Origin of the sequence: Streptomyces sp. A 4/2 (assembly GCF_940670765.1) — a bacterium.
GTDB lineage: Bacteria > Actinomycetota > Actinomycetes > Streptomycetales > Streptomycetaceae > Streptomyces.
On record NZ_CALNVW010000039.1, the window covers coordinates 15915 to 38276 of the forward strand.

Annotated in this window: 13 protein-coding genes; 11 read left to right on the forward strand and 2 right to left on the reverse strand. The window is 69.5% G+C overall.

Annotated elements, in window-relative coordinates; genetic code table 11:
- The first annotated feature begins 153 nt into the window (after positions 1 to 153).
- The 3 genes from NBY69_RS28315 to NBY69_RS28325 all read left to right on the forward strand — a co-directional run bounded on the left by NBY69_RS28315 (position 154) and on the right by NBY69_RS28325 (position 6889).
- Entirely contained in the window at positions 154 to 804 is a 651-nt protein-coding gene (locus tag NBY69_RS28315; protein WP_250304718.1) for a TetR/AcrR family transcriptional regulator, read from the forward strand.
- A 288-nt stretch (positions 805 to 1092) separates the two neighbouring features.
- On the forward strand, positions 1093 to 4017 hold the full coding sequence (locus NBY69_RS28320) for a LamG domain-containing protein (RefSeq protein WP_250304719.1): 2925 nt from the start codon (positions 1093 to 1095) through the stop codon (positions 4015 to 4017).
- Positions 4018 to 4093: 76 nt separating this feature from the next.
- A complete protein-coding gene (locus NBY69_RS28325) occupies positions 4094 to 6889 on the forward strand; it encodes a GH92 family glycosyl hydrolase (RefSeq protein ID WP_250304720.1) in 2796 nt (931 codons plus the stop codon).
- Positions 6890 to 7212: 323 nt separating this feature from the next.
- On the opposite strand, the gene NBY69_RS28330 is transcribed toward NBY69_RS28325, so the two are convergent.
- Positions 7213 to 8073: an alkaline phosphatase family protein gene (locus NBY69_RS28330; RefSeq protein WP_250304721.1), complete on the reverse strand. Its 861-nt coding sequence runs from the start codon at positions 8071 to 8073 to the stop codon at positions 7213 to 7215.
- Positions 8074 to 8119: 46 nt separating this feature from the next.
- Positions 8120 to 10228, reverse strand: coding sequence for an alpha-galactosidase (locus NBY69_RS28335; RefSeq protein WP_250304722.1), 2109 nt, complete (start codon positions 10226 to 10228; stop codon positions 8120 to 8122).
- A gap of 164 nt (positions 10229 to 10392) precedes the next feature.
- On the opposite strand from NBY69_RS28335, the gene NBY69_RS28340 reads away from it, so the two are divergent.
- The 8 genes from NBY69_RS28340 to NBY69_RS28375 all read left to right on the forward strand — a co-directional run bounded on the left by NBY69_RS28340 (position 10393) and on the right by NBY69_RS28375 (position 22351).
- A complete protein-coding gene (locus NBY69_RS28340; RefSeq protein WP_250304723.1) occupies positions 10393 to 11550 on the forward strand; it encodes an ROK family transcriptional regulator in 1158 nt (385 codons plus the stop codon).
- A gap of 141 nt (positions 11551 to 11691) precedes the next feature.
- A complete protein-coding gene (locus NBY69_RS28345) occupies positions 11692 to 12969 on the forward strand; it encodes an ABC transporter substrate-binding protein (RefSeq protein ID WP_250304724.1) in 1278 nt (425 codons plus the stop codon).
- Complete coding sequence (locus NBY69_RS28350) at positions 12966 to 13955, forward strand: carbohydrate ABC transporter permease (RefSeq protein ID WP_250304725.1); 990 nt, start codon at positions 12966 to 12968, stop codon at positions 13953 to 13955. The genes NBY69_RS28345 and NBY69_RS28350 overlap by 4 nt, the downstream gene beginning before the upstream one ends.
- A 5-nt stretch (positions 13956 to 13960) precedes the next feature.
- Positions 13961 to 14806, forward strand: a complete 846-nt coding sequence (locus NBY69_RS28355) for a carbohydrate ABC transporter permease (RefSeq protein ID WP_250304726.1) — start codon at positions 13961 to 13963, stop codon at positions 14804 to 14806.
- Between the two features lie 129 nt (positions 14807 to 14935).
- Entirely contained in the window at positions 14936 to 16894 is a 1959-nt protein-coding gene (locus tag NBY69_RS28360) for a glycoside hydrolase family 5 protein (protein WP_250304727.1), read from the forward strand.
- 47 nt (positions 16895 to 16941) lie between these two features.
- Positions 16942 to 18696, forward strand: coding sequence for a glycoside hydrolase family 35 protein (locus NBY69_RS28365; protein WP_250304728.1), 1755 nt, complete (start codon positions 16942 to 16944; stop codon positions 18694 to 18696).
- A gap of 125 nt (positions 18697 to 18821) precedes the next feature.
- The gene (locus tag NBY69_RS28370) at positions 18822 to 21863 is read left to right on the forward strand and encodes a glycoside hydrolase family 38 C-terminal domain-containing protein (RefSeq protein WP_250304729.1); all 3042 of its coding nucleotides are present in this window, start codon (positions 18822 to 18824) and stop codon (positions 21861 to 21863) included.
- A gap of 83 nt (positions 21864 to 21946) precedes the next feature.
- Positions 21947 to 22351, forward strand: coding sequence for a hypothetical protein (locus NBY69_RS28375; RefSeq protein ID WP_250304730.1), 405 nt, complete (start codon positions 21947 to 21949; stop codon positions 22349 to 22351).
- The last annotated feature ends 11 nt before the right edge of the window (positions 22352 to 22362 follow it).

Consider the following 22362-nt stretch of genomic DNA (forward strand, 5'->3'; position numbering starts at 1 on the left):
CGGGCGGCGTGCGGCGGTCGGCCGCCGCACGACATTAAGTTAACGCTCGTATATTTACATGCGTTTAGCTGAGTTGGCCAGACAAGACAGGCTCCGTTCCTAGGAGTTGGCGCGCACCCCGGCCGACCGTGCCCCCTGTGCAAGGCTTGAGGCATGCCCGAAAGCCCAGACCCACCCGCACCGCACGCTCCGGCACCGGCCGAACGCAGACCCCGCAACGCCCGCGGCGAGGGCGACCGGCTCCGTACCGAGATCCTGGAGGCCATGCTCCGGCTGATCGCCGACGACGAGCGCATGCGGCCGATGCCCCTGTCGCTCCGGGAGGTGGCACGGGAAGCGGGCATCACCGCCCCGGCCATCTACCGGCACTTCGCCGACAAGGAGGCCCTCTCGGAGGCCGCGCTGAAGTGCCTCTTCGAGCAGCTGCTGGACGAGATGGACCGGGCCGAAGTGGCCTCGGTCGGCCAACCGGCCGGCCGACGCCTCGCGGAGCTCGCCCATGCGTACTGCGACTTCGCCCAGCGCAAACCGTCGAGCTTCCGCGTGATGTTCACCGACCGGGCGCTGCACGAACAGGAGACCGCACGGGTCGCGGCACGCTGGCGCAGCGCGGTGGCGCGGCTCGCCGAGACGGGGATGCGGCTGACGCAGACGCCGGAAGCGGCTGCCATGTCGGTCTGGTCCTCGGTGCACGGGCGCCTGCTGCTGGACCGGACCGGGGGCCAGGTCTGGGAGCTCGGCGACGTACACAGCTTCGTCGAGGAACTCACGCGCTCGCTGTCCACGGTCGACGGGGCGAAGTGAGGGCCGGGGAAGGCCGTCGCGGCTGAACAAGGGCGGGTGCGAAAAGGACCTACGACGGCTGAACACCACGAGACGGCGGCCGAGTTGAACCTCGGCGGCAACCTATTGACGCCTTCACCAAGTGGCACCAGAATGCGACACGTTCGACAACGTTGTCACAATTCCCAACACGCGGGGGGTACCGCCCGGTGACGGCGGTGGTCCTCGACATGCGGACGTGGAACAGACGCAAGACCGGTTCGTCATCCCCCGTCATTCGTCATCCTCCGTCAAAGGAGTCGCACAGGCATGAGTACCACCCGACGTACCGTCCTCGCCGCCTCGGCGGCTGCCGGGATCGCCGCCGTCACGGCGGGCACGGCACACGCGCACACGCCTGCTCCGAAGACCGGGAATCCCCCGCTGCCCGACGGGAGTTCGGCGGCGCCCGGTCGGCCGCCGGAGCTCGACTCGCTGGCCGGCGACTGGCTGTCGGCACGGGAAGTACGGCACTGCCCTGCGGTCAGCAACTTCTGGGGAGCCGTGGGCACCTCCCCCAATGTGCTGGGAATCAGTTACTTCACTCTTCCGCCCTATCTGGACGACGGTGGCGAATCCTGCGCACTGAGCGTGGACGGTGTCCCGGTCACGGCCGGTGAGTCGCGCTGGTCCGCCTACGAGATCACGCGCAGGGCGACCACCGACTCGGGGGTGACCGTCCGGACCGCGACCCGACTCGCCTTCGAGCGCAACGAGTTGCTGCTGCACATCACCGTCTCCAACCCCACCGCGGCGCCGGTCACGGTGTCGGTCGACACCGATCCGCGCATCGCCAACGGGGCCTTTCCGGCCCATTGGGAGTGGGACACGCCACGGCCCGGCGGCGACCACACCTTCACCGCACGCAAGATCTCCGGTTCGACCCTGCTGATCTCCGACAGCGCCTCTTCGGCCGTAACCGCATTCGCGTTCACCCCGGAACCCGCACTCACCACGGCATCGGGCGGCGGACGTGCCCAGTGGTCGGTCGCCGCCGGGAAGTCGGTGACGATCAGCATCGTCATGGCGGTGGGCCAGACCTCGACAGGGCTCCCGTTGAAGGACGCCGACGAGGCCAACGGCGTGGTGGACGCCTGCACCACCACGCTGCGTGCCTTCCGAGCGGCCTTCGACACGGCCGCCGAGAGCTGGAAGAAGCGCTGGTACGACGCCTTCACACCCGGGAACGATCACTACTCGGGTTCGCTGCCCGTCCTGCGGACCAAGACCGGGGACTCCGCCGTCGCCCGCCTGTACTACATGAGCATCCTGTCGGTGCTGGCGTGCGAGCGCACCAACCTCGGCCCCGAGTTCTCCACCGTGCTCGGCAGGCCCGGCGGACCCGGCACCTTCCAGGGGCTCGACCGCATCTACGTGACGGCGGCGCCCGAGTTCGCGGTGACGACCACCTACTACTGGGACACCTCGTACGTCTCCGCCGTCCTGGCACTGCTCGATCCGCGGATGCTCAGGGACAAGGTCAGCCACTGGCTCACCAAGGACCTCCTGGTCGGGTACGCCGTCGAATGGATCACGGGCAACACCGTCGGCCCCTGGTACAGCGCGAACGACCTCAGTGTCTTCACGACGGTCCTCAACTACGTGAACTACAGCGGCGATACGTCCTTCCTCAAGGCCACGGTCGCCGGCCGGACCGTCCTCGCGCATCTGAAGTCCATCGCCACCAACTGGGAACGCCTGGTCCCGGAGGGACAGTCGCTGGCGGACTACGGCGAGAACCACAACCTCATGGAGGTCCTGCCGAAATACGTCCACCAGGTGGCGTCGTTCAACGCGGGCAATGTGTGGATGATGCAGCAGGCCGCCGGCCTGTTCGCCCGTGCCGACGACGCGGCGACCGCCGAGGACCTCACCGCCAGGGCCGAGGCCCTGCGCAGCGAGGTCCTCAAGCTGTACGTCGACGGCACGGGCGTCTGGAACTGCAGGCACGAGGACGGCACCACCGTCGCCGTACGCTTCGTCCTCGACTTCTGCATCGCCGGAAACCTGCTCGCCGCGTCGCTGCCCGAGGAGCAGAAGACCGACATGAAGCGCTTCGTCACCGACGAACTGCTGGCCGGGGACTGGATGCGCGCCCTGTCCCTCTCCGACTCCCAGGCGCCGGTCGCCCGTACCGACCACGGCACCAGCGGCGCCTACGACGCCTGGCCGTCCCTCACCGCCCAGACCTTCGCCCGGTTCGGCGATTACCCGGCGTTCCTGTCGATGCTCGAACGGTGCGCGGGCGTGACCAGGAACGGTCCCTTCAGCCAGTCCCACGAGCTACTCCAGTACGCGGGGGTGCGGGTCACCGACCGGCCCGCCCTGAACCCCGCCGGAGCGGTGACGGTCTCCGCATGGATCAACCCCTCCAGCTGGCCGGAGAACCCCTGGGAGGGCAGCATCATCGCCAAGGACTCCTGGGACGGCGGCCGGGACGCGGGCTACGCGCTCCGCGGCGGCGCCGACGGCACGATCTCGTTCGTCCTCGCCCTCGACGGCCATTTCGTCGAGACGCTGACCACCACCACGGTCCCCCCGTCGGGGTGGCACCACGTCGCGGGTGTCTACGACGGCGAACAGGTCCGGATCTACATCGACGGAACGGCCCACGCCACCCGGTCGGCCACCGGAGGCATCACGTCCTCCACCAACACCCCGGTGGTTGTGGGGAATTGCCCCGCCGACTCCTCCCGCCGCTTCAGTGGCAGCGTCGACGAGGCCCGTATCTACGCGCGGGCGCTGTCGGCCGCCGAGATCGACGCCCAGTACCGGGCCGCCACCCCCGCCACCGGCGCCGACGACAGCTCCCTGGTACTGCGCCTGCCGTTCGCCGAAGGCAACGGCACGAAGACCACCGAGTCGGTCACCTCCCGGGCGTTCGACATCGAAGGGGCGGCTTGGAGCGGCAGCCGCACCGGATTCGGCTCCGCCCTGACCCTCTCCGACGCAACGACCGACTACCGCGCCGCCATCGCCCCGGTCGACCAATGGCAGACGTTCAACTCCATGGCCAGCGGGAATTTCTCACAGACCGTCATCAGTGACCTGTTCGGCTACGCCCCCGAGGACGCCACCGCCGAGCTGCGGAGCGCGACGATGCCCCGGGGAATCACCGCGACGCTCTCCGGAGTCGTCCTCAACGGCAGGAACCACACGATCACCAGCCGTCCCGAAGGCCTGTCGCTCACCTGAGCCGTCCGGCAACGGCCCCCCGCACCGAGAGACTCCGTCCGGTTTCCGGCGGCAACGTCATAGAGGGAGATGTGCCATGCACCTTGTCAGACCCGGTCTTTCCGGGGCCTCGTCGCGCCACCGGCTCCCCCGGTCGGCGCCCCTGGCCTGGGCCGTCGTGCTCGTGATCGCGCTCGTGGCCCTGTTCACCCCTCCGTTCGCCGCCACCAGCCGGGCGGCCCGCACGGTCTCGTCCGCCACCGGCCGGGCGGCCCACACGGTGTCGAACGTCGGCCTGGTCGACCCGCTCATCGGGACGACCGGCGGCAGCAGTACGGAGTACGGGGGCATGATCCCCAGCACGGCTCCGCCGTTCGGTATGACCAGATGGTCACCCATGACCCGCGACAATTCCGTCGGCCGTACCCCGTACCACCACGACGACACAAAGATCACGGGCTTCATCGGGACGCACCAGCCGGCGATCTGGATGGGCGACTCCGGCTATGTGGTGGGCATGCCGGGGGTCGGTGCCGTGAAGACGGCCACGGCCGAGCGCGGGCTGGCGTTCAGCCATGCCGACGAGACCACCTCACCCGCGCTCTACACGGTGAACATGCAGGCCGGAGCGGGGCAGACGCTCCGGACGGAGATGACGGGGACGTCGCGGGTCGGGTTCCTGCGGATGACCTACCCGCACGGCGCCGCCCCCAATTTCGTTCTGCAGGCCACCCGTTCGGGCATCACCGGCCAGGTGCACGTCGATCCCGGCGCGCGCGAGATCACCGGCTACAACCCCGACCGGCAGGACAAGAACCTCGGTCCGTTCAAGGCGTCGAACTTCAAGGGGTACTTCGTCGCCCGGTTCGACACCCCGTTCACCGGCCACGGTACGGCCACCGGCGCGACGCAGTACGAGGGCCAGGCCGATCGCACCGACGCCGACCTGTCCGCGTACGTGCGCTTCCCGACCGGTACCCGGACGGTCCAGGTCCGGATCGCGACCTCGTTCATCTCGGTCGACCAGGCGCGGGCCAACCTCACCGCCGAAGTGCCCGACGACCAGACCTTCGAGCAGACCGTCGGCAAGACCCGCGCCCAGTGGAGCGACAAGCTCGACCGGGTCGATCTGCAGGGCTCGACGCCCGACCAGTCGGCCGTCTTCTACACCGCGATGTACCACGCCCTGCAGTACCCGTCGGAGATGTCCGAGCACGGCCGCTACTACAGCGCCTACGACGACAAGGTGCACTCCGGCGTCAGCTACACGGGGTACTCGACGTGGGACACCTACCGGGCCGAGAACGCGTTCCTGACGCTCTTCGCCCCGGAACGGATCAACGGCATGGTCACCTCGATGCTGCAGGACTACCAGCAGGGCGGCTGGCTCCCCATGTGGAAGAACATGACGGAGACCAACATCATGGTCGGCACGAACGCCGACTCGATGATCGCCGAGGACATGGCCAAGGGCTTCTCCGGATTCGACCGCGAGCTGGCCTACGAGGCGGTGCGCAAGGACGCGATGACACCGCCGGACCGGGACACCGAACTGGACTTCCACGACCGCGAGCAGGGCACACCCGTGGAGGCAAGGGCGGGCCTGACCACGTACAAACAGAACGGCTGGGTCGCAGCGGACCACACGTCGGAGGCCGGGTCCCGCACGCTGGACTACGCGTACGAGGACTGGGCGGTCGCGCAGATCGCCAAGAAACTCGGCAAGACCGACGACGCGAAGTTCTTCCTGGAACGCAGCAACAACTACAAGAAACTGTTCAACCCCGCGACGGGCTTCATGCAGGCCCGCAACCTCGACGGATCCTGGGCGAACGGGGGCTGGTCCGAGGGCGACCAGTGGGTGTACACGACCGACGTCATGCACGACATCCCCGGGCTGATCGACCTCAAGGGCGGCAAGGAGAAGTTCGCGTCCTGGCTGGACAGCTACTTCGCCGGCGGCCACAACAACCACACCAACGAGCCCAGCCACCACGCCGCCTACCTGTACGACTTCGCCGGCCAGCCGTGGAAGACGCAGGAGCAGGTGCGCCGCATCGCCCATGACAACTACGCGAACAGCGCCGACGGGCTCAGCGGCAACGAGGACTGCGGGCAGATGTCCGCCTGGTACGTGCTCTCCTCGCTCGGCATCTACCCGGCCAACCCCGCCTCAGGCCAGTACACAGTCGGAAGCCCGTTCTTCGACAAGGCGGTGCTGCACCTGCCCGCCACGTCCCGTCCCCTGGTGATCAGCGCGCCGGGAGCGGCCACGAAGCCGTACGTCCAGTCGCTGTCCCTCAACGGCCGGAAGATCACCAAGCCCTTCCTGAACCACGCCGACCTGGTCCACGGCGGAAACCTGAAGTTCACCATGAACTCCGCGCCGCAGGCCTGGGCCGCCACCTCGACTCCGCCTGCCGCCGACCCCGACCTGGCCTTCGGCAAGCCGGTCACCATGATCAACGGCACGTCGGCCTTTGGCTGGGGCAAGCCGGTGGAGGACGCGGTCGACAACGACCCCTCGACCATGGCGCAGTCCAAGGACAGCGCCCCGTGGAGCCTGAAGGTCGATCTGGGTGCGGCCACGTCCGTCGGGCGGATGGTGGTCGATCCCGACTGGGAGAACTACCCGAAGACGTACAGCCTCAAGGTCTCGACGGACGGCGAGAACTGGACGACGGTGGCCGCCGAGGCGGACTCCGGGGGCACGACCGGTTGCGCCGACAAGGGGGTGACCACATGTGGTCAGACGCATGCGTACTCGTTCGCCCCGGTGAACGCTCGCTACGTGCTCCTGGACGTCACCGACTGGACGAACGCCAAGACCGGGACACGCCCCACCGAGGGATGGGGCTGGGCGCTCGACGAGTTGGAGGTGTACGACAGGTGAGGTCCGGCAGCCCGCCGGTGCCGGCTCCCTCCGCGGACGCCGGCTGAGCCCACCGCGACAACGCCGACCACGCCGACCGGCCCGGCGCCCGAGCGATCCACGGCTGAGCCATTCGCCGGACCGGTACGAATCACGCACGTGACTGGTGCGTGGCGGCAACTACCGGCGCCTCGCGCCGGATTCGAGCGCCACCCCGGAGCGTGGGGCGTCGCCCCCGGCCTGCCCCGGCCGGGGGCGACGCCCCACGTGTCTGCGGGTCAGCTGAGATCCGGCCCATCCTGCATTCGATCCCACGGGCGCGGAAATCGCGGGTCGGGTCGGCGTCAGGCCATCTGCGGAGTGAGGGACCGGAAGGGCTCCCCGTCGAGAGTCCAGTGCAGGTCGGGCCCGATGCCCAGGGCGGCGTAGACGTGGGCGGCGACATCGGCGTGCCGGAGGCTGTCCGGTGGGGTCGAGGGGTCGATGCCGGGGCCGTTCGCGGCGATCCAGGCCGTGCGCTCCAGTGCGCTTCGTCCGCCGTGGCCGCCTTCCTCGCGGTGACCGTGGTCGGTCACCACGATGACGGTCCACTCCTCGGAACGGGCGTCGGGCCGTTCGCGTACGGCGGTGAGGAGCTGTCCGAGCCGTCGGTCCGCGGTCTCGATCGAGCGCCGGTACTCGGGGCCGCAGCCGAGGTAGTGGGCGGTCTCGTCGACGGCGCCGAGGTAGACGAAGGACGCGTCCAGGTCTTCGCCTGAGCTGAGGATCCGTGCGGCTTCGTCGGTCACGCTCTGGTCGCACTCCTCCCAGGCCTGCGGGGTGTCCTCGCGCGGGGCGATGTAGGCGAGCCTGCTCGGGGCCGCGAAGACCGGGCCGCCCTGCCGGGCCAGGAACAGGGGTTCCCAGCCGCCGGCCGCGAAGGTCCGCCGCCCCTGCTCGGCGGCCAGCCGGGTGGTGAAGTCGGGGAACACCCCGAGCCGGTTGCCGGTGAAGTTGTTGCCCCAGACCCCGTGCTTGGCCACGCCGACACCGGTGACGATCGTGGTCCAGCAGGGACCCGACATGGTCGGAGTGTCGTCGTCGATGCCGACGGGCGCGAGGAAGCCGTCGTCCGCGAGTTCGTCGAGGTGCGGGGTGTCCAGCAGGGGCAGCAGGTCGAGGCGGACGCCGTCGATGCCGACGACCAGGACACGGGGTGTGGGCATGTTCTCGGTTCTTTCGTGGTTCGGGTGCGGAAGAGGGGGCGGAGCGTCAGACGGTGCGGCGCAGCCGGATCAGGCGGCTGGAGTAGTCCCCGGCGGGCAGCCGCAGGTCGATGCCCTGCCCGGACAGGACGGCGCCGCTGTGGACGGTGTCCTCGTCGATGTCGAGGTAGTGGGCCGCGGGGTCCAGGGCCGGAAGTGCGAGCGTGGGGGCCGGGTGGCCGTAGCGGGTCGCGGGGCGCCAGGCGAGGATGGCGTGTTCGGTGTCGTCCTGGGACGCGTAGTGCACGGCGGTCACTCCGCCGAGGCCTTCGAGGCGGTGCTGGTGGCCGCGCTGGACCAGGGGGCGGATCTCCTTGTACCGGGTGACGAGCGCGGTGGCCTCGTCGAGCTCCTCCTCGGACCAGGTGGTGAGGTCCCCGCCGATGCCGAGCGCTCCGGCCATGGCGGAGTGGAAGCGGAACTGGAGAGGGGTGCTGCGGCCGGTGGTGATGTTGGGGTTGTCGGTCACCCAGGCGGCCATGGCCTGGGCGGGGAAGAGCTGGCTGAAGCCGTGCTGGATGCCGATCCGGTCGACGGGATCGGTGTTGTCGGAGGTCCAGGCCTGGTCGGTGCGGGCAAGGACGCCGAGGTCGGCCCGTCCGCCGCCGCCCGCGCACGCCTCGATGCGGAGGCCGGGGTGGTCCGCGCGGAGACGGTCCATGATCCGGTAGACGGCGCGGGTGTGATCGATCCACAGCCGGTCGGGGTCCGGGGCACCGGCCCATCCGGCTTCGGTGACGACCCTGTTGGCATCCCACTTGAACCAGTCGATGCCGTGGTCGCGCACCAGCTGGTCCAGGGTGCGGTGGGCCCAGGCCTCGACCTCCGGGCGGGCGAAGTTCAGCATGAGCTGGTTGCGCAGTTCGGTGGCGTCCCGCGTCGGCGCGTGGACGACCCAGTCGGGATGGGCGCGGTAGAGGTCGCTGTCGGGGTTGACCATCTCCGGCTCCACCCACAGCCCGAACTCCATGCCCAGGCGGTGCACTTCGTCGGACAGCGGGCCCAGACCGTCGGGGAACGCCTCGGGCCGGGGTGTCCAGTCGCCGAGGCCCGCGTGGTCGCTGCTGCGGCTGCCGAACCATCCGTCGTCGACGACGAAGAGTTCGGCCCCCAGACGTGCGGCCAGCCGGGCCAGGCCCAGCTCGCGGGGCCCGTCCACGTCGAAGCCGGTGGCTTCCCACGAGTTGTAGAGGACAGGCCGGTCGCGGTCGGGATCGGGCAGCACGGTGTCGCGGATGTGGGTGTGCCAGGCGCGACTGGCGGCGCCGAAGCCGTCGCGGGTGTAGAGGCCGGCGAAGACGGGTGTGTGCAGGCTCTGACCGGGCTGGATGGTCCAGCTGAGCCCTTCGTGGCCGAAGCCGCCGGTCCAGGTGGTCCGGCCGACCGGGTCGCGGTGCACGGTGATGCGCCAACTCCCGCTCCAGGCCAGAGCGGTGCTCCAGACCTCGCCGTGTTCCTCGCCGGCGGTGCCGTCGTCGAGAGCGAGCCAGGGACTGGCATGGTGGCTGGTGACACCGCGGCGGCTGGTGAGCACGGTCTCGGCGACCGGGAGGCGGTCGCGGTTCAGCTGGAACTCGCTGTTCCAGCCGCCCACCAGGTGACTGAGCCGGTAGTCGGGCAGGGCCGGCAGCGACCAGGAAGCCGAGTCCAGCCGGTCCACGGTGATCGGCCCCGAACCGTCGGCGCCGGTGTGGGTGAGTTCCACCCAGCGCTCGACGACGTCGCTTCCGGGACGGACGCGATAGCACAGTTCGGCGGCCAGCGGATACCGGCGATCGGCCAGTTGCAGACGGAGTTCGCCGTCCTGGGCCGTGTGGCCGGTGAAGGACCACTGAGCCCCGCGGGTGCCGTCGTCGAACCGTACCTGGAGGCCGGCCGGCCCGAACCGCGCACCGGTCTGCGGGGCCAGTTCGTCCGGGGCCGCGTCCGACTCGAAGCTGCTCGCAGCAGGCGAGTTGGCCACGAGCAGCTCACCAAGGGCGTCGGCGTCGAGCTGTTCCCCCCAGTACAGATGCCGGGGGCTGCCGTCCGCGCCGATACGCACAGCGTAGACGCTGTTCGGGGTCCGGAGGACCGCCAGCTCGCGGGCGGCGTCGAAGGATACGGATGAGGGCATGGGAGGCACAGAAGTTCCAGAGGGGTGTCGAGCGTCGGCCAGGACCGGGCAACCGTCCACGGCGAACAAGGTTTGAAGTGGCCGGAGTTGGGCCAGAGCGTAGAACCGCCCGAACAAGAAAATCAATACTGGACGAAGTTATTTATTTATCGTAGGTTTCGGCCGTGTTTCCAAACCACTCTCGGCCACTGGTCACCGCACCGGCCGAAACCGCCATCCTCGCCCTGCTGTTGGCCGAGAGCCCGCTCAGCCGGGTGGAGCTGGCCCGCCGGACGGGGCTGTCCTCGACCGCTGTGACCAAAGCCGCACGACCACTCATCGACGACGGCTACCTGCACGAGCTCCCCCCGGAGCGCACCGCTCCAGGGGCCGGACGCCCCGTGAACCCGCTGGCCGTCACTCCCGACCGGGAGTTCATCGTCGGTGTGAAGATCAGTGCCGATACCCTCATCGGCGCGGTCTGTGACCTGCGGGCCCAGATGCGGACCACCGCCAGCCGGCCTCTGGGCGACCGCGACCCGGTCTCCGTGTGTGAGCTACTGGCCGAGCTCGTCTCCGAACTCCTCGACACGAAACCCGAGTACCGGGCCCGCACCCGGCACCTGGGCATCGCGGTCTCCGGCGACGTGGACCGCCCCCGCGGGCGTGTTCGCTACTCCGTGCTCCCCAGCTGGCGCGATGTACCGCTGGCCGATACCCTCGCCGCGGCGACCGGCCTGACCGTCACCGTGGAGAACGACGTCAAGGCCATCACCTCCGCCGAGCACTGGTTCGGCGAAGGCATCGGCACCGAGTACTTCGCGCTGGTCTGCATCGGAGCCGGGGTCGGTTCCGGCATCGTCATCAACGGTGAGCTGGTCGCCGGGGCGTACGGAGTCGCCGGGGAGATGGGGCACATCAGCATCGACCCGGCCGGACCGCGGTGCCACTGCGGCCAGGTCGGTTGCGTCGAGGCCATCGCATCCAGCGACGCCGTCCTCACTGCCGTACGCCGCACCACCGGCCAACCGGATCTGGACTTCGACGGCGCGGTTCAGCTCGCCCGTGGTGGAGACCCCACCGCACAGGCCGCCTTCGCAAGGGCGGGCCACGCCATCGGCGTCGGCATCGCCACACTGGTGAACCTCGTAGGTCCCGAGCGCGTCGTCGTCACCGGCGAGGGGCTCGACACCTTCGACCTCTTCGGACCGCACATCAAGGACGCCTACGCGGCGAACTGCTTCAAAGCAGCGGCGAAATGCCCGCTGACCCTGCGTCCGCTCCCCTGGGAGGAGTGGGCCCGCGGAGCCGCCGTCGTCGGCATCCAGGCCCTCTTCCCCTGACCGGGCACACCATCCTGCTCGTCGGCCCAAGTGTCCGGCACAGCCGAATGTCCTCCACCGTCTGCCAACGGTGAACTCCGGACACCGGCCACGCCGGACAACAACACGTACGCCCAACCCTCTGAATCTGAAGGACCCGAAGTGAGCGCACAGAGAGCCAAGCTTAGCCGCAGGGGATTCCTCGGCGGATCCGTCCTGTTCGTCGCAGGAGCAGCGGTCGCCTGCAGTTCCGACCCGACCGGTGGTGGCTCCTCCGGGGCGAAGACCACCCTGAACGTCTGGTCCCACGCCTACGGCGAGGCCGGTACCCAGCAGGCCCTCACCCGTTACGCCACCGCGTTCACCAAGGCCCACCCGGACATCGCGGTCAAGGTCACCTGGACCCCGGGCGACTACACCAGCAAGCTCAACGCGACCCTGCTCACCGATGCCGCCCCGGACGTCTTCGAAATCGGCGACTTCAGCGAGAGCTTCGCCCGGAGCGGCCAGATAGCCGAGCTGGACGACCTCTACGGCAGCGCCAAGTCCGACTTCAACCCGGGCGCCCTCGAGATGGTGACCGTCGCGGGCAAGCTCTACGGCGTCAAGACCCTCGACGACATCATGATGCTCTACTTCCGCAAGAGCACGCTGTCCAAGGCCGGCATCACCCCGCCCCAGAGCTTCGACGAGCTCGTCGAAGCGGCCAAGGCCCTGAGCTCCAAGAAGACCAAGGGGCTGTTCGTCGGCCAGGACGGTCTGGGCGACAGCGCCATCCTGTCCGTGTTCTCCAACGGCGGCGACCTCGTCACCCACGACGGCAAGGCGGCCTTCGGCTCCGCCCAGGCCGCCGAGGCCGTGGCCGGGCTCAAGCGCCTCCACGACGACAAGTCCCTGCTGCTCGGATTCACCACCGACTGGTGGGACCCCTCGGCCCTCACCCAGAACGTCGTCCCGATGCAGTGGGGCGGCCTCTGGTCGATGCCCGCCATCAAGACCGCACTCGGTGACGACTTCGGCGTCCTGCCCTGGCCCGCCTTCAAGTCCGGCGGCAAGCCTGCTGTGCGCGTCGGTGGCTGGAGCACCTGCGTCAACGCCAAGGGCAAGCACGTGGAAGCAGCCAAGAAGTTCGTCCAGTGGCTCTGGGTCCAGCAGACCGACCTCCAGGAGGACTGGTCGCAGAGCTACGGCCTCCACGTCCCGCCACGCAAGTCCGTCGCCGCCACCGCCAGCAAGCTCAGCCAGGGACCTGCCAAGGAGACCGTCGAACTGGGCGCCAAGTACGGCAGGAACAACCCCAGCACCTGGAACAAGACCGTGAGCGACCTCTTCGCCGCAGCCGCGGCGAAGATCGTCAGCGGGCAGGGCGACGCCGCCAAGCTCCTGGCCGACGCGGCCAAGCGGGCCCAGAGTGACATCGACAAGCAGCGCGCATCATGACGTCCGCACCTCCATCCACGCTTGACCCCGAGCGTGTCGGGTGCCCCGCGGCCGAGCCGCGGGGCACCGCCCCCCTCCGCCGTTCCCGCACGGACTGGCGTGCCTGGGGAGCGTTCGCACTGCTCGCCGGGCCCCTGCTGATCGGCCTGGGCCTCTTCAAGTACGTTGCCATCGGCTGGAGTTTCCTGCTCAGTCTCAGTGAGGCCCGCGGCACCATCGCCCTGGGGCACTGGGTCGGCCTGGACAACTACCAGACGCTGTTCTCCGATGCGGTGTTCCGTAAGTCACTCGGCCAGATCCTGCTGTTCACGGTGTTCATCGTGCCGCTGACGTTCGCCGCCTCGCTGGGGCTGGCGCTGCTGGTGCACCGCATCCGGCGCGGCCGGGCCGTCCTGCGCACCGCCTTCCTGATCCCGGCTGCCGTCTCCTACGTCGCAGCTTCCCTGCTGTGGAAGATGTCGCTGTTCAACGGGTTGCCGAGCGGCATCGCCAACACCATCGGCGGCTGGTTCGGCATGGACGTCGAACCATGGCTGCAGACCACCTCGCCGCCGCTGTACTGGGTCGCCCTCGTCACCCTCCGCCTCTGGCTCCAGGTCGGCTTCTACATGGTGCTCTTCCTGGCCGGGCTCCAGGGCATCCCGAAGGAGATGTACGAGGCCGCCGCCCTCGACGGCGCCACCGGCCTGCGACTGCTGCGCAGGATCACCCTGCCGATGCTGCGCAACACCTCGGTAGCCGTCCTGATGCTGCAGTTCATCGCCGCTTTCCAGGCGTTCGACGAGTTCTACAACCTGTTCAACAGCGGGCAGTCCGGAGGGGCGGCGGCCCCGGTCCGAACCCCGCTGGGCTATCTCTACGACACCGCGATGGGTTCCCAGAACTACGGCCTCGGGTCGGCCGGAGCCTTCGTGCTCACCGCCCTCATCGTCTGCGTGACCCTGATCCAGGGCCGGATCACCGGCTTCGGGAAGGGTGAGGAGTGAGCAACATGACAACCGCCCGACACCTGCCGCCGGTACTGCGCCGGTCCGTGCGTGGCGTGCTGGCCGGCCTGCTTACGGCAGTGTTCCTGGCGCCCTTCTATCTGATGCTGCGCAATGCCCTGATGGACACGCAGGGTCTGACGTCACCGCACTGGACCTGGTGGCCGTCGTCGATGCACTGGGAGAACTTCAGCTCGCTCTTCAGCGACCCCGCGCTGCACATGGGCCAGGCCCTCGGCAACTCGTTGCTGATCGCCGGGATCACCGCCCCGGTGTCGACGCTCCTCGCGTCGGCCGCCGGGTACGCCCTCGCGCGGATCCCGGTACCCGGACGGGGCGTTCTGCTCGCCCTGGTGGTGGCGACGCTGATGATCCCGGGCTCGGTGACGTTCGTCCCCACCTTCGTCGTCGTGGGCTCCATGGGCGGGGTCAACACCCTGTGGGGGATCATCGCGCCCGGACTGTTCAACCCCTTCGCCGTTCTGCTGTTCCGTAACTTCTACCTCCAGTTCCCCAGCGAGATCGAGGAGGCCGGACGCCTGGACGGGCTCGGCTGGCTCGGTCTCTACCGCCGGATCGCCCTGCCGTCGTCCGGAGCGATGCTCGCCTCGCTCGGCGCGCTCGCCTTCATCGACAGCTGGAACGCCTTCCTGTGGCCGCTGGTCATCGGGCAGGACCCGTCCTCGTGGACGGCCCAGATCGCCCTGTCGACGTTCCTCACCTCACAGACCGTCAACCTGCCCGGACTGTTCGCCGGGGCCGTCGTGACCATCGCGCCACTGGTGGCCATGTTCCTGGTCGCCCAGCGCTACATCGTCGAAGGCATCGCCACCAGCGGGCTCAAGGGCTGAGAGAGCCACCGAGCCGCGCCTGGCTCCGGACCACCGGTCCGGAGCCACCTGACTCCGGACCGTTCGGTCCGGGCCGCACCACCTGGAGATCCAACCCCCACACCCACCCCACCCTTGGAGGGGACAAGCATGAGATCCGCTAGGTCGGCTCCCGCCGTCAGGAAATTCTTCTCCCGCGTCCTGCCCGCCACGGCAGCCGCGGCCACCCTCGTTCTCACCGGAACCTCCGCTTCCGTCGCAGCGCCTTCCCCCAGCACCAGCACCGCAACTCCCCTGACCGGACCGCAGCTGGCAGCCTCCTGGACGGGGCCGCTGAGCACCCGCGGGCGGTACATCGTCGATGCCAACGGCAACCGCTTCAAGCTGAAGGCCGGCAACTGGTCCGGCGCCCAGGGCACTTACGAGGGCAGCGGCGACGTCAACGACCCCGCGAACCACCAGGCGGACCAGGATTCCCACAACATCCCGCTGGGCCTGGACCGCGCGCCGCTGAAGCAGATCACGGACGACTTCCACGAACTCGGACTGAACAGCATCCGGCTGCCGTTCGCCAACGCGATGCTGCACGACTCCACGATCGTGCCCGACTCGGCCGTCGCGGCCAACCCGCAGCTCAAGGGCAAGACCCCGCTGCAGGTGTACGACGCGGTGGTGGCGGCCCTGACCGCCGAGGGGTTCGCGGTCATCCTCAACAACCACACCACCACCTACCGCTTCTGTTGCGGCCTGGACGGCAACGAGCGCTGGAACAGCGGCCAGACCGCCCAGCAGTGGCAGGACGACTGGGTCTCCCTGGTGAACCGCTACAAGGCGAACAAGCGGGTCGTCGGCGCCGACCTGCGTAACGAGATCCGCCGCGACACCCTGGACGACCCCAACTGGGGCATGGGCGACGACCACGACGCGTACGCGGCCTTCGAGCTGGCGGGCACCCGCATCCTGGGAGCCGACCCCGACATGCTGATCATCATGGAGGGCATCAACTGGCAGGGCATCCCGCTGGACGGGCTGAACTACGGCCGGCCGATGCTGACCCCGGTCCGCAACCTCTCCAACACCCTGATCGCCTCGGGGAAGCTGGTCTACGCCGCGCACTTCTACGGCTACACCGGGCCGAACTACACGGGCGCCGCCAGTGGACCGGGCCACACCAACGACTGGCCGTACGAGGACTTCCCGCTCGACCAGCTGAAGCAACTGGTCAACGACGAGGCCCTGTTCGTCACCCAGGCCGGCCAGCACTTCACCGCCCCCGTCTGGATCAGCGAGTTCGGTGCGGCCGGCCGGGGATCGGACGACGCCAAGGAGAAGACCTGGTTCGACAACTTCACCGACATCCTGGTCCAGAACGACACCGACTTCGCCATCTGGCCGATGGTCGGATGGACCGACGCCAACGGCAAACCGCAGGACAACTGGGCCCTGATCTCCTACGACGCCACCGGCAAGCGGCAGAGCCTCAGCGACCCCGGTGACTGGCGCTCCGCCGACTGGAACAAGCTGGTCAACGCCTCCGGCGTCTCCGGTCCGGTCGCACAGGTCGACCACTGGAACATGCTCGACCTCGACTTCCGCGACCACAACGTCTCCTCCCACATGCTCGCCCAGGGCGACTGGAGCCCCGGCTACCGCAAGGGCAACTGCCCCGACAGCCAGCGTCTGATCGGCCTCGGCCGCAGCGACAAGCGCGGGCTGTGCACCGACGCGAACCAGCCCGCCAAGGGCACCGGTGACTGGGTGGCCGTCCATGACGACCGCTACGTCACGCACGGCGACTGGGCCTCGGGCTACAACAAGCTCCAGTGCCCCGACAACACCTTCGCCGTCGGCTACAGCGTCAGCGGCAACGCCATGGCCGGCCTGCTCTGCGCGCCGTCCGCCGCACCGCTGCCGCTGACCGGCCGCAACGTCTGGTTCGACAAGAGCGACAACCGTCCCGCGTCGGGCGGCTCGGTCCAGAGCGACTGGGCCCCCGGCTACTACAAGGGTCAGTGCACCGACAAGGAGTACGTCGCCGGTGTCGCCTTCACCTGGCAGTGGAACCACGGCGGCGTGCCCGACGCGCTGCTCTGCCGTCCGCTGAGCTGACCCACCGCACCCGTTCCATCAGCCCCATCATCGAGGAGACCAAGGCAATGCCACGACTCGAGGTTGCCGTAGACGGCTTCCGTCTCGACGACCGACCGCTGCGAATCATTTCCGGCGGGCTGCACTACTTCCGGATCCATCCGGAGCAGTGGGCCGACCGGCTTCGCAAGGCGCGTCTGATGGGGCTGAACACGGTCGAGACCTACGTCCCGTGGAATCTCCACTCGCCCCGTCCGGGCGAGTTCCGGCTGGACGGAGGTCTCGATCTGTGCCGGTTCCTCGAACTGGCCGCCGCCGAGGGCCTGCACGTCCTGCTCCGCCCCGGCCCGTACATCTGCGCCGAGTGGGAGGGCGGCGGCCTGCCGTCCTGGCTGCTCACCGACGAGGACATCGAACTGCGCAGCTGCGACCCCCGCTTCCTGAAGGCGGTGGACGAGTACCTCGGCGCCCTGCTGCCGCCCGTCCTTCCCTACCTCTCCACGCAGGGCGGCCCGGTCATCGCCGTACAGCTGGAGAACGAGTACGGCGCCTACAGCAACGACTCCGCATATCTGGAGGATCTGGCGGAGCTGCTGCACCGGCACGGAGTCGACGTGCCGCTGTTCACCTGCGACCAGCCCTCAGACCTGGAACGTGGCGGCCTCGACGGCGTCCTGCGCACCGTCAATCTCGGCAGCCGGGTGGACGCCGGGCTCGCCGCCCTGCGCACGCATCAGCCGTCCGGGCCGCTGATGTGCAGCGAGTTCTGGATCGGCTGGTTCGACCGCTGGGGCGGAACCCACGTCACCCGCAGCGCGGCCGACGCCGCGGCGGACCTCGACCGGATGCTCGCGGCCGGCGCCTCGGTCAACATCTACATGTTCCACGGCGGCACCAACTTCGGTTTCACCAACGGCGCCAACGACAAGGGCACCTACCGCGCCACCGTCACCTCGTACGACTACGACGCGTGCCTGGACGAGGCAGGCGACCCCGCCCCCAAGTACGCCGCCTTCCGCGAGGTCATCGCCCGGTACGCGCCCGTCCCCGAGGAGCCGGTACCGGCCCCCGCGCCCAAGCTCGCTCCGGCCACCGCCGAACTCGCCGTGTGCGCGGGCCTGCTGGACCAGCGCGACCGGCTCGGCAGCGCGGTGCACGCCGACCGCCCGCAGATCATGGAGCAGCTCGGTCAGTCCTTCGGATTCGTCCTGTACGAGACGGAGCTCCCGGCGGCCGGGCCGACCGTCCTGCGCATCGCGGAGGTGCGCGACCGCGCCCAGGTCTTCGTCGACGGCCAGCCCGTCGGCGTACTGGAGCGTGAGAGCCACGAGCACAGCCTCGCCTTCCACTCGCCCCGCAGCGGCGCGCGGTTGGCCGTGCTGGTGGAGAACCAGGGCAGGGTCAACTACGGCCAGGGCATGCACGACCGCAAGGGACTGCTCGGTGAGGTCACCGTCAACTCACTCGCCCCGGACGACTGGTCCAGCAGGCCGCTGCCCCTCGATGATCTCGGCGGGCTGTCCTTCACCACGTCCGATCCCGCCTCGCCCCCGGTCGGCCCCACGTTCCACCGCGGGCACCTGGACATCGAGCAGCCGGCCGACGGCTGGATCGCCCTGGACGGCTGGACCAAGGGCCAGGTCTGGATCAACGGCTTCGCTCTCGGCCGGTACTGGTCCCGAGGACCGCAGACCACCCTCTATGTCCCCGCACCGGTCCTGAACGCCGGCCGGAACGAGATCACGGTCCTCGAACTGCACAGCGCCACCACCCGCACGGTGGAGCTGCGGGGCACCCCGGATCTGGGACCCGTCGAGGACTGACGTCCGTGCGGCCGGTCGGGCCACCCCGGCCGGTCCACCTGCCGATACCCCCCGGTCGGGCCACCTGCCGGTACGCCCCGGCCGGTGGCCCGACCGGTCGCACCGAACCGACGACGGAGGAATCCGTGCACAGCAAGCGACGCCTCACCGAGCAGCGGCTCGACCGGGTGCTGAACCAGCGCATCAGGCCAGCGGTCCACGCGCGTACCGTCCCGGTCGAGATCGCGATCTGGAACGCGCCGGGCGAACCGGTCTCCGTGTCCGACGGCCTGGCCGCGCCGTACGAGCCCGTGGCGCTCGGGCACCGGTGGGGGCCGCCCTGGTCCACGAGCTGGTTCAGGATCAGCGGCACGGTCCCGCGGGAGTGGGCCGGTCTACGGGTCGAGGCAGTCATCGACCTCGGCTTCAACGTCACCGGTGCGGGCTTCTCCACCGAGGGCCTGGTCCACCGGGCGGACGGCAGCGTGGTGAAGGCCCTCAACCCCCGCAACGCCTATATTCCGGTCGCCGACCCGGCTGTCGGCGGCGAGGAGTTCACCTACTACGTCGAGGCAGCCGCCAATCCCAACCTGAACGACGACCACATCCCCACCCGGACCGGCGACCGCCCCTCCTGGCTGACGGGAGCCGGCTCCGCGGACGCACCCCTGTACCAGCTGCTCCGGCTGGAGTTGGCGGTCTTCGACACGCAGGTGTCGGAACTCGCCCACGACCTGGACGTCCTCGGGGGGCTCATGCGCGAACTGCCCGAGGCCGACCCGCGCCGCTGGCAGCTCCTGCACAGCATCGAGCGGGCCCTGGACGTGGTCGACCTGCAGGACATCGCCGGCAGCGCCACCGCCGCCCGCGAGGTGCTGCGCCCGGCGCTCGCCGCCCCCGCCGCCCCCGGCGCCCACCGGATGTCCGCCGTCGGGCACGCCCACATCGACACCGCCTGGCTGTGGCCGCTGCGCGAGACCGTCCGCAAGGTCGCCAGGACGCTCTCCAACGTCACCCATCTCATGGACGACCACCCGGGCTTCCTCTTCGCCATGTCCCAGGCCCAGCAACTGGCGTGGCTCAAGGAGCAACGCCCCGAGGTCTACTCCCGGGTGCTGGAGAAGGCGCAGAAGGGGCAGTTCCTCCCCGTCGGCAGCCTGTGGGTGGAGCCCGACACCAACATCACCGGCGGCGAGTCCCTCGCCCGGCAGCTGATCCACGGAAAGCGTTTCTACCTCGACGAGTTCGGCGTAGAGACCGAGGAGATGTGGCTGCCCGACACCTTCGGCTACCACGCGGCCATGCCGCAGCTGATGAAGCTGGCCGGGGTCCGGTGGTTCCTCACCCAGAAGATCTCCTGGAACACCACCAACAAGTTCCCGCACCACACCTTCTGGTGGGAGGGCATCGACGGCACCAGGATCTTCAGCCACTTCCCGCCGGTCGACACCTACAACGCCGAGATCACCGGAGCCGAACTCGCGCACGCCGTCGGCAACTTCCAGGACAAGGAGGCGGCCAACAGCTCGCTGCTCCCGTTCGGATACGGAGACGGCGGCGGCGGCCCCACCAGGGAGATGCTGGCGCGGGCGGAGCGGCTCGCCGACCTGGAGGGCTCGGCCAGGGTCGTCATCGAGAGCCCCGCGGACTTCTTCGAGCGGGCCCATGCCGAATACCCCGACGCGCCGGTGTGGCAGGGCGAGCTGTACCTGGAGTTCCACCGCGCCACGCTGACCAGCCAGTTGAGGACCAAGCAGGGCAACCGGCGCAGTGAGCACATGCTGCGGGAGGCGGAGCTGTGGTCGGCGACCGCCGCCGTGCGCACCGGATTCGCGTACCCGTACCAGGCCCTGGACCGGCTGTGGAAGACGGTCCTGCTGCACCAGTTCCACGACATCCTGCCCGGCTCCTCCATCGCCTGGGTGCACCGGGAGGCGGAGGAGACCTATGCCGCCGTCACCACCGAGCTGGGCGCGCTCACGGACGCCGCCCAGCGCGCCCTGGCAGGCGAGGGCAGCCTGCCCGTGGTCTTCAACTCCGCTCCGTTCGCCCGCGACGGTGTCCCCGCCCTCGGCGCCACGCTCCGGCCCCGGCCGCCGGTCCGGCCCGTCGCACCGGTCCCCTGCGGGGACGGTTTCGTACTGGACAACGGCCTGGTCCGTGTCCGGATCGATGCCCGGGGCCTGGTGACCTCGGCGTACGACATCGCGGCCGAGCGCGAAGCGCTGGCCCCCGGCGCCGCCGCCAACCTCCTCCAACTGCACCAGGACTTCCCCAACGAGTACGACGCCTGGGACATCGACGCCTTCTACCGCAACACCGTGCACGACCTCCTCGACGCCGACTCGGTCCGGGCGGAGGACGGCGGTGTCCGGATCGTGCGGACCTTCGGCGACTCCCGCATCGAGCAGCTGGTCTCCCTGCCCGAGGACTCCCGGCGTCTGGACATCGACACCGAGATCGACTGGCACGAGAGGGAGAAGCTCCTCAAGGCCGCTTTCCCGCTCGACGTACGGGCCGGCCACTCCAGTGCGGAGATCCCCTTCGGACACGTCCAGCGCCCCACCCACACCAACACCAGTTGGGACGCTGCCAAGTTCGAGATCTGCGCCCACCGCTTCCTGCATCTCGGCGAGCGGGGGTGGGGTGCGGCGGTGGTCAACGACTCGACCTACGGGCACGAGGTCACCCGGGACGTCCGCGCCGACGGCGGCACCACCACCACCCTCCGGCTCTCCCTGCTCCGCGCTCCCCGCTACCCCGACCCGGACGCCGACCAGGGCCACCACCGGCTGCGCTACGGGTTCGTCATCGGCGCCGACATCGCCGACGCCGTGCGCGAGGGCTACGCGTTCAACCAGCCGGAGCGCAGCCTCCCCGGCTCGGCCGAGGTCCGGCCGCTCGTCAGCACGGACAGCGAGGCCGTCGTCGTCGAGACGGTCAAACTTGCCGACGACCGTTCCGGCGACATCGTCGTACGCCTCTACGAGGCCCACGGCGGACGCGCCCGAACCGTCCTGACCACCGGCTTCCCGCTGGCGTCGGCGGTCGCGACCGACCTGCTGGAACGCGAACCCGCCCCGGGCGAGGGCGTGGACGCCGTACAGGCGGACGGCCGGGAGATACGCCTGGCGCTCCGCCCGTTCCAGATCCTCACGCTGCGGCTGAGGCCCGGGGCGGGTAACTGACCGCGTTCGAGGGGGACATCGACTCTGGCAACAAGGCCACAGCCGGTGTCCCATTTACGATCAGTCGGCAACCCGCCGACCTGTTGTGGCGCCAGCACACCGTCTACCGGGAACACGGCGGCGCCGTCATCCGCGGCGAGCACGTCGGGAAGTGGACCAGCCTGACAGCCCGCGGAACGCGCCACGTACACATCCGTGCCGGCCGACTACTCGAAGGCGGCACCACCGCCCCGGCCCGCGCCGAGACCACCGCACCCTTCGACGGCAACATGACCGAACTGGCAGCTCACTGCCGCGCGTTGCTGGTCAGAACGGTCGACACCACCACGGACACCACCACAGACACCGCAACGGAGAACCCGGCCGCGCCCGCCCAAGGACAACGTCCCCGACGGTCCGGCAATCGGGGTGCGATCACACTCGCGCCGGCCTGTAGCGCTGTTGCTCTCGGACTGCTCCTCGCGGCCATGGGCGGTGCACTGGGCTGAACGCGAAGGCC

Coding starts and splice junctions, on each gene's coding strand:
- NBY69_RS28315 (WP_250304718.1), top strand. CDS start 154: ATGCCCGAAAGCCCAGACCCACCCGCACCGCACGCTCCGGCACCGGCC.
- NBY69_RS28320 (WP_250304719.1), top strand. CDS start 1,093: ATGAGTACCACCCGACGTACCGTCCTCGCCGCCTCGGCGGCTGCCGGG.
- NBY69_RS28325 (WP_250304720.1), top strand. CDS start 4,094: ATGCACCTTGTCAGACCCGGTCTTTCCGGGGCCTCGTCGCGCCACCGG.
- NBY69_RS28330 (WP_250304721.1), bottom strand. CDS start 8,073: ATGCCCACACCCCGTGTCCTGGTCGTCGGCATCGACGGCGTCCGCCTC.
- NBY69_RS28335 (WP_250304722.1), bottom strand. CDS start 10,228: ATGCCCTCATCCGTATCCTTCGACGCCGCCCGCGAGCTGGCGGTCCTC.
- NBY69_RS28350 (WP_250304725.1), top strand. CDS start 12,966: ATGACGTCCGCACCTCCATCCACGCTTGACCCCGAGCGTGTCGGGTGC.
- NBY69_RS28355 (WP_250304726.1), top strand. CDS start 13,961: ATGACAACCGCCCGACACCTGCCGCCGGTACTGCGCCGGTCCGTGCGT.
- NBY69_RS28360 (WP_250304727.1), top strand. CDS start 14,936: ATGAGATCCGCTAGGTCGGCTCCCGCCGTCAGGAAATTCTTCTCCCGC.
- NBY69_RS28365 (WP_250304728.1), top strand. CDS start 16,942: ATGCCACGACTCGAGGTTGCCGTAGACGGCTTCCGTCTCGACGACCGA.